Genomic DNA, 8,089 nt, shown 5'->3' on the forward strand with positions numbered 1-8,089 from the left:
AAAAGCGCCGACGGGAGCGGCGCCGGCCCCGGCGCCTAGGTCCGCCGCGCCCCGAACCGCCGCGAACGGCGCCGCCGCCCGGCCCGGGCCGCCGAAGCGGTCGAGGAGCCCCCGCCGGAGGACTACGACGAGCCCAGCCCCGACGACCCGGTCGCCCCGGGCGGGTTCGGCACCAGCGAGGAGCAGGCGGTCAAGCTCCTGACCAACGCCTTCGGCGCCAAGCAGATCGCCTGAGCCCGTGCCGGTTGTCCACACCCGACCGACCTGCGCAAACGCAGCGGGATCCGAAGTTATCCACAGGCTCGAAACCAATCCTTGGCAGACACTTCCCGATCTGTGATCGTAGATAGCAAAAACGACTACTCGCCGGTGGAGGTGGAGTGCGGGTGGTCGGACCGGTCAGGGTTCGCAGGACCGGCGGCAGCATGAGGGAAACCCCGGGGGCCGCCCCCTAAGACCGCGCGAGGGTGCATCCTCGCGCGGCTCCTGCGGACACACTCGCGAGGTGAACGCGGGTGCACCGGCATCCAGCCGGTGCACCCGCACACACCCCACGGCCCCGCCCGGGACGTGTGGGACGCTCTGCGCCCGGGCGTGCTCGGGCGGCGAGCGTCGGCCCTTGCGGTTAGGCTGGCTCAGACCAGGAGATCCGGGCCGAACGGCGAGGAGTGATGGACATGTTCCCAGGCGGAGACATGCAGAAGCTGCTGCAGCAGGCGCAGCAGATGCAGACCGACATGCTGAAGGCCCAGGCCGAACTGGCCGAGTCCGAGGTCAGCGCCTCGGCGGGTGGAGGGCTCGTCACCGCCACGGTCACCGGCGACGGCGAACTCAAGGCGATCAAGATCGACCCGCAGGCCGTCGACCCCGACGATGTCGAGACCCTCGAAGATCTCGTGGTCGCGGCCGTCCAGGCGGCCGGCAACAATGCGAAGCGGCTCGCCGCCGAGAAGATGGGCCCGCTCGGCGACGCACTCGGCGGCATGACCGGCGGCCTCGGCCTGCCGGGCATGTAGTCGGGCCCGGGCATGTAGTCGGTCCGCAAGAAGCGCCAGCCGGCGGCAGCCCAGGCTCCGAATGCACAAGAGCCGCTTCGGATGCACAAGGGCCGAGGTGGGCCGGGTGGCTTGCGGGCGTTGGACTTCCGGCTCATACATTTGTGAGTCGGGCCCTGGAAGGCGGCGGCGACCTCGCGGCCGGCTTCCGGCGGTGGCGGGTGGCCGGGTTCGCGGCGTTGGACGCTCGGGTTCGGGTCGGCGCGGCGGCCGTGTGGTCGTGTTGGTTGTGAGGTCGGGGTTGGGCGCGCCTGACTCGCCTGGGGCATTGGGTGCCGTTGACCAGGTGGGCCGTTTGGCTGGGCTGCCGGCCCTATCGGGCCGGCGGAGCGGTTGTTCGGGTCTTGGCCGGGCCCATGGATGCGGTTCGCGCCGTTCGATCGGTGTGAGTCGCGATCAGTGAAAAGAGGAATTCCTTGTACGACGGGGCTTTGGGCGATCTCATCGAGGAGCTCGGGCAGTTGCCCGGGATCGGCCCGAAGAGTGCGCAGCGGTTGGCGTTTCACCTGCTCGCGTCGGAGAGTGCCGATGTCGAGCGGTTGACCTCGGCGTTGGAGCGCGTCAAGGCGCAGGTGCGGTTCTGCGAGGTATGCGGGAACGTCACCGAGGCCGAGCAGTGCGGGATCTGCCGGGACCCGCGGCGGTCGGAGGCGCTCATCTGCGTCGTCGAGGAGCCCAAGGACGTCCTCGCGATCGAGCGGACCGGGGAGTTCCGAGGCCGGTATCACGTACTCGGCGGGGCGATCAATCCGTTGGAGGGCATCGGCCCCGACGACCTGCGGATCCGCCAGTTGATGGTGCGGCTCCAGGCCGGTGAGACGACCGAGCTGATCATCGCCACCGACCCGAACACGGAGGGCGAGGCCACCGCCACGTATCTGGCGATGCTGCTCAAGCCCATGGGACTCAAGGTGACCCGGCTCGCGAGCGGGCTGCCCGTCGGCGGTGACCTGGAGTACGCCGACGAGGTGACGCTCGGGCGGGCCTTCTCCGGCCGGCGTGACATGGACTGACCCGACCGCGCACCGCGGCGGGACACACGGACTGACCACGCTGCGGACCGGGTCCGCGTGACATGGGCTGATCGCTCCCGCGAGGACATGGACGTGACTGCGCCGCGGATTGAGCCGGCGGGGACATGGACTGACCGTACTCGGGCCGGGCCCGCAGGGCATGGACGTGAGCACGTTGCGGATCAGGTCGGCGTGACTTTGACTTGGCGCGCCGTGGGCTGGGCCCGGGTGACATGGATGTGACCGAGTCGCGGAGAGGCCGGCCGGCGCCATGCGTAGCCTTTTCCGAGATGCTTTGGGGTGCAACAATAACCGAATGCACGGTAATAGTTCGGTTTCGGTAACAATACCCCGCAGATTGATCACGATCACATAACGCTTAACAGTGGTGTAACTCACCGTGTCTTAGGCTGTCTGGAACCTCCGAATACCCAACGACCGACGGGTGAGACAACCTATGCGCACGTCCCCAACCCCAGTCAGGCGCGCCCTCGCCGCAGCGGCAGGCGCCGCCTTGGCAGTGGGCCTGTTCACTGCCTGCGGATCCGACGGCGACACCGGCGGCGACGCCGACACCGCCGAGGACTTCGACTTCTCCTGTCCGGAGCGGACCGACGAGCTGACCGAGGACCTGATCGACACGGAGGCGAACGAGTCGCAGCCGTTCGTCTTCGGCACCCCCGGCGACCCCACCAGCCTGGACCCCATCCTCGCCTCCGACGGCGAGACCTTCCGCGTCAACCGCCAGGTCTTCGACACGCTCCTCGACGCCGACTGCACCGACACCGTGCCCGGCCTCGCCGAGTCCTTCGAGCAGAACCCCGAAGGCACCGAGTGGACCTTCCACCTGCGCGAGGGCGTGACCTTCCACGACGGCACCGCGCTCGACGGCGCCGCGGTCTGCAAGAACTTCGACCGGTGGGCGAACTTCAAGGGCGGCTTCCAGTCCCCGAACTTCACCTACTACTACTCGGCGGTCTTCGGCGGCTTCGCCGAGAACGACCCGGCCATGGGCATCGAGACCGAGTCGATCTTCGAGGGCTGCACCGCAGACGGCCTCGACGTGACGATCTCGATCAGCCAGTACACGTCCAGCTTCCCGGGCGCGTTCACCCTCGAGTCGCTCTCGATCATCAGCCCCGCGTCGATCGACGCCGTCGCCGACGTGACGATCCCCGCGGCCGACTCGCCGCTGCCCGAGTACACCCAGACCGTCGGCACCCTCGCCGGAACCGGCCCTTACATGCTCGAGGACTGGAACCACAGCGAGCAGGAGGTCACCCTCACCCGCTTCGACGACTACTGGGGCGAGCCCGCCAAGGTCAAGACCCTGATCTTCAAGACCATCTCGGACGAGACGGCCCGCCGCCAGGCCCTCGAGGCCGGCGACATCCACGGCTACGACCTCGCCGCCCCCGCCGACGCGCAGGCGCTCCTCGACGCCGGCTTCCAGGTCCCGATCCGCGGCGTGTTCAACCTGCTGTACCTCGCGTACACGCAGAGCCACGCGCCCCTGGAGAACCACGCCGTCCGCGAGGCGCTCTCGTACGCCATCGACCGCCAGCGCATCGTCGACTCGGTGCTCCCGGCCGGCGGCATGGTCGCGACCCAGTTCATCCCGCCGAGCCTGGAGGGCTACTCGGAGGACGTCCCGACCTACGACTACGACACCGAGAAGGCCAAGGACATGCTGGCCGAGGCCGGCGCGGAGGACCTGACGCTGACGTTCTGCTACCCGACCGACGTGACCCGGCCGTACATGCCGGCGCCGAAGGACATCTTCGACATCATCGCCTCGGACCTCGAAGCCGCGGGCGTCACCGTCGAGGCCCGTCCGATCACCTGGGTCGAGTACATCCCGACCACGCGCAGCGGCGAGTGCCCGCTGTACCTGCTCGGCTGGACCGGCGACTTCGCCGACCCGTACAACTTCCTCGGCACCTGGTTCGCGGCCCCGTCCACCGAGTGGGGCTTCGACAACCAGGAGGTCTTCGACTCGATCGCGGCGGCCAACACCGAGCCCGACGCGGAGGCCCGCGTCGACCTGTGGAAGACCGCGAACGAGGCGGTGATGGCGGAGCTGCCGGGCCTGCCGATCTCGTCCTCGCCGCCGTCGATCGCGTTCGCTCCGAACGTGTACCCGCCGGACGTCTCGCCGCTCACGCGCGAGGACTTCTCGCAGGTTTCGTTCACCACCGGTTCCTAAATCGACTATCAATAGCGGAATATGCTGCGTTACACCGTTAAGCGCCTCCTGCAGTTGTCCGTGGCGCTCTTGGGACTCTCGCTGCTGCTGTTCGCGTGGTTCAAAGCCCTTCCGGGCGGACCCGAGAACCAGCTGCTCCCCGAGAACGCCACGGACCAGCAGCGGGAGGCGCTGCGGGCCGCCCTGGGGCTCGACGAGCCCATCTGGGTCCAGTACGCCGACTTCCTCGGACGGGCCGTCCGCCTCGACTTCGGCAGTTCGCTGTCGAGCGGGCGGCCCGTCGCCACGGAGCTCGCCGACCGGCTGCCCGCCACCATCGAACTGTCGCTGGCCGCGATGCTCATCGCCGTCGGCCTCGGCATCCCGCTCGGCTACCTCGCGGCGAAGCGCCGCGGGACGTGGCTCGACTTCACGGCCGTCTCCGGTTCGCTCCTGGGCACGTGCATCCCGATCTTCTTCCTGGCGGCCATGCTCAAAGTGGTGTTCGCGCAGGAGCTCGGGTGGCTCCCGACGACGTTCCGGCTCTCCGCCGGCGCCGACTACACGGACGTCACGGGCCTGCGGGTCCTCGACGGGCTCATCACCGGCGAGTTCGACATCGCCTGGGACGCGGTCAAGCACTTGATCCTGCCCGCGATCGCGCTCTCGTCGATCCCGCTCGCGGTCATCGTCCGGATCACCCGGGCGAGCGTCCTCGACGTGGTCGGCGAGGACTACGTGCGCACCGCGGACGCCAAGGGCCTGAAGCCCTCGGTGATCCGCGGCCGCCACGTGATGCGGAACGCGATGCTGCCGATCGCGACGATCATCGGCCTGCTCCTGGGCAGCCTGTTCGCGGGCGCGGTGCTCACCGAGTCCGTGTTCTCGTTCGGCGGCATCGGCTCCTTCGTCTACCAGGCGACGACCGAGCGCGACTACCCGGCGCTCATGGGCTTCATCCTGGTGATCGCCGTGTTCTACGTCGTCATCAACCTGCTCGTGGACCTGTCCTACGGCCTCCTCGACCCGAGAGTGCGGGTGCGGTCATGACGCAAACCCGAATCGAGAAGCTCGACCGGCTCATCGAGGCGAGCGTGTCGGCACGCGAGGCGCAGACCGGTTCGCTGTGGCGCCAGTCGTTCCGGCGGCTCAAGCGCTCCCCGATGGCCGTCACCGGGGGGATCATCGTCGGCCTGTTCGTGGTGGTCGCGGTCCTGGGGCCGTTCATCGCCCCGCACAACCCGACCGCGCAGACCTGGGGCAACGAGGTGTTCCTGAACCGGAACGTCTTCCCGGGGCCGCGCGCGGAGAACTGGTTCGGCCTGGACCACCTGGGCCGGGACATGTTCTCCCGCATGATCGTCGGGGCCCGCCAGACCCTCCTGGTCGGCGTGGTCGCGACCCTCATCGGGTTCGTCGCGGGCGCCGCGATCGGCGGCGTGGCCGCCGCCGCGGGCACCTTCGGCGGCCGGTGGGGCGAGCGCCTGGAGGCGGTCATCATGCGCACCGTCGACGTGGCGCTCGCGATCCCGATGCTGCTGCTCGCACTCAGCGTCGCCGCGCTGCTGGGTCCGTCGCTGAGCACGGTCATGATCGCCGTCGGGGTCGCGCAGATCCCGATCTTCGCGCGGCTGCTGCGCGGGTCGATGCTGGCGCAGGCGCACTCGGACTACGTGCTCGCCGCGATCTCCCTGGGGGTCCCCAAGGGCCGGATCGTCGTCTCGCACATCCTGCCGAACTCGCTCGGCCCGGTCATCGTGCAGGCCACGCTCGTGCTCGCCACGGCGATCATCGAGGCCGCGGCGCTGTCGTACCTGGGTCTGGGCAATCCCGACCCGGGCAGCCCCGAGTGGGGGACCATGCTCGCCGACGCGCAGCGGTTCCTTTCGGGCGCACCGCAGCTCGCGATCTACCCGGCGGTCGGCATCATCGTCACCGCCTTGGGCTTCACCCTCCTCGGCGAGGCCATGCGCGAATCGCTCGACCCGAGGCTGAGACGACAGGAGTGAGGGAGCTATGACAGTGCTCACGTGCCCGCCTCCCTTGGTTGAGCCGTCTCGTTACGAATTCGTATTTGACACACGAGTTCGACTGAGGTGCGCGGTGCAGGTTACTCGTATTGCCTTTTCGGTAGATCTCAACCCGGGCAAGTACGACATGCTGGTTGAACAGGCACGTCGGCTGGGTCGGGTGCGAGCGCTGGCATGGAGGCAATACGGTTCGATCGCCGGTGTGGGAGTTCGCGACCGGGCCATTCGCGATCAGTGGATGGAATCCGGGGACGCGCAGAGATTTGGCGTTCTTGCGAACGCATGGAAGGAGACTGTGCGCGACGCGGTCGCCGATATCGCCGCCAGCCGTGAAAGCGCGAAAGTTCGGGTTCGACGGGCCATTTGGGCGCGTACCCGAGACGAGAGCGAGCGCAAGCGGTTGTACACGGCGCTCCGGTTCGACCACTGGACCTCCGACCGCTGGCTGTCCCGGCAGATGCGGAAGCACTGGAGACGGGGCCGTAGCCGTACGAGCAATCAGATCGTCGTGCGCTCCGACCAGTTCCGGACCTTCGCACTGAGCGAGGGCGGAAACGTATGGCTGGCGGTGCCGGGCCTGGAGCGGCGCAAATTGGTGAAGATTCCATTGAATACCACTGTGGCCCCCACCGGAACACTCCGCTTGATCCTGCGTGATGGCCTGGTCGAGGTGCACTACCAGATCGATGCCGCCGATATGAAGTCCTCGCAGCGCCCCTGTGGGAATGACCCGATCGGAGTTGACAAGGGCTACACCGAGGTCCTGACGGACTCCGATGGCGTCCGGCACGGCACTGATCTCGGAGACCTGTTGACCGTACGCTCGGATCAGCTGAGATCGACGAACGCACGGCGTGCGAAGCTCTTCTCCATTGCCGAACGCGCCGAAGCTCGCGGGGATCGTGTGAAGGCCGCCCGGATACGGACGAACAACCTCGGCACTGTCAAGAGGCGCCGGCAAGGGGATCGATGGCAGGCACAGGTCCGAACGGTGACGTTCGAAGCAGTCCATCGAGTGGTGGACAAGGCTGCGATGGTCGTGGCTGAGGATCTCACGAAGACCTTCACCAGCCGAAAGCGGCTGGGACAGAACACCAACCGGCGTCTTGCCGGTTGGACCAAGGGGCTCACTGCTGAAGCCCTCAACGCCGTGTCGGGCCGCAGAGGTTCTGCGGTGCGGCTGGTCAACGCCGCCTACACGTCACAAGTCATTCCCGGGACTGATGCTCTCGGCATCCGCAAGGGGGATCGGCTTCACTGCACTGAGTGCGGGGCCGTGTGGAAGGCAGACCATGCCGGAGCGGTCAACGTCCTGCGAAGACTCGGTGATGCCGACATCGCCCTGTGGACCCCGCACTGGCGGGTGAAGCAGATCCTGCAGGAGCGGACCGACCGCCGACGGTCCAGACTGCCGGACCAGGACTCCAGCATTGAGCCGCTGTGCCAGTGCGGAGAGCGAAACATCCAGAAGCTCAGGAATGAGCGGACAAATGGAAGCAGGCAGGAGTAGTGGCACTGCTCGAAGTAGAGGACCTGCGGGTCGCGTTCGGCGCGTCCACCGCCGTCGACGGCGTCTCGTTCTCCGTTGAGGAGGGCCAGATCGTCGGCCTGGTCGGCGAGTCGGGGTGCGGCAAGTCCGTCACCAGCCTCGCCGTCATGGGCCTGCTCCCGAAGGGCCGCGGCTCCAAGCGGCCCAGGGCGGCCGCGCCGGTCCAGGCCGCGGCCGAGGAACCGGCGCCCGGGACGGTCAAGGCCGCCGCGGCCGCACCGCAGGCGGTCGCCGCGGGCGGCGGCCGCAGCAGGGGC

At 68.2% G+C, this 8,089-nt stretch carries 7 protein-coding genes; all 7 read left to right on the top strand.

What is annotated here, in order from left to right:
• The first annotated feature begins 677 nt into the window (after window positions 1-677).
• Window positions 678-1,016 carry a YbaB/EbfC family nucleoid-associated protein gene (locus GFD30_RS25880; RefSeq protein WP_227997137.1) on the top strand — a complete coding sequence of 113 codons (339 nt, stop codon included), beginning with the start codon at window positions 678-680 and terminating at the stop codon, window positions 1,014-1,016.
• 455 nt (window positions 1,017-1,471) lie between these two features.
• Window positions 1,472-2,068 carry a recombination mediator RecR gene (gene recR / locus GFD30_RS25885; RefSeq protein WP_153028034.1) on the top strand — a complete coding sequence of 199 codons (597 nt, stop codon included), beginning with the start codon at window positions 1,472-1,474 and terminating at the stop codon, window positions 2,066-2,068.
• A gap of 457 nt (window positions 2,069-2,525) precedes the next feature.
• Window positions 2,526-4,274, top strand: coding sequence for an ABC transporter substrate-binding protein (locus tag GFD30_RS25890; protein ID WP_407649207.1), 1,749 nt, complete (start codon window positions 2,526-2,528; stop codon window positions 4,272-4,274).
• A 21-nt stretch (window positions 4,275-4,295) separates the two neighbouring features.
• The gene (locus GFD30_RS25895; protein ID WP_153028035.1) at window positions 4,296-5,303 is read left to right on the top strand and encodes an ABC transporter permease; all 1,008 of its coding nucleotides are present in this window, start codon (window positions 4,296-4,298) and stop codon (window positions 5,301-5,303) included.
• Complete coding sequence (locus tag GFD30_RS25900; RefSeq protein WP_153028036.1) at window positions 5,300-6,262, top strand: ABC transporter permease; 963 nt, start codon at window positions 5,300-5,302, stop codon at window positions 6,260-6,262. Before GFD30_RS25895 ends, GFD30_RS25900 begins: the two co-directional genes overlap by 4 nt.
• A 94-nt stretch (window positions 6,263-6,356) precedes the next feature.
• A complete protein-coding gene (locus GFD30_RS28150; protein ID WP_322633627.1) occupies window positions 6,357-7,793 on the top strand; it encodes a transposase in 1,437 nt (478 codons plus the stop codon).
• Window positions 7,793-8,089, top strand: a 297-nt coding sequence (locus tag GFD30_RS28155; protein WP_322633628.1) for an ATP-binding cassette domain-containing protein, incomplete at its 3' end; no start/stop codon positions are given. The genes GFD30_RS28150 and GFD30_RS28155, both read left to right, overlap by 1 nt.

Origin of the sequence: Glycomyces albidus (assembly GCF_009451885.1) — a bacterium.
GTDB lineage: Bacteria > Actinomycetota > Actinomycetes > Mycobacteriales > Micromonosporaceae > Glycomyces > Glycomyces albidus.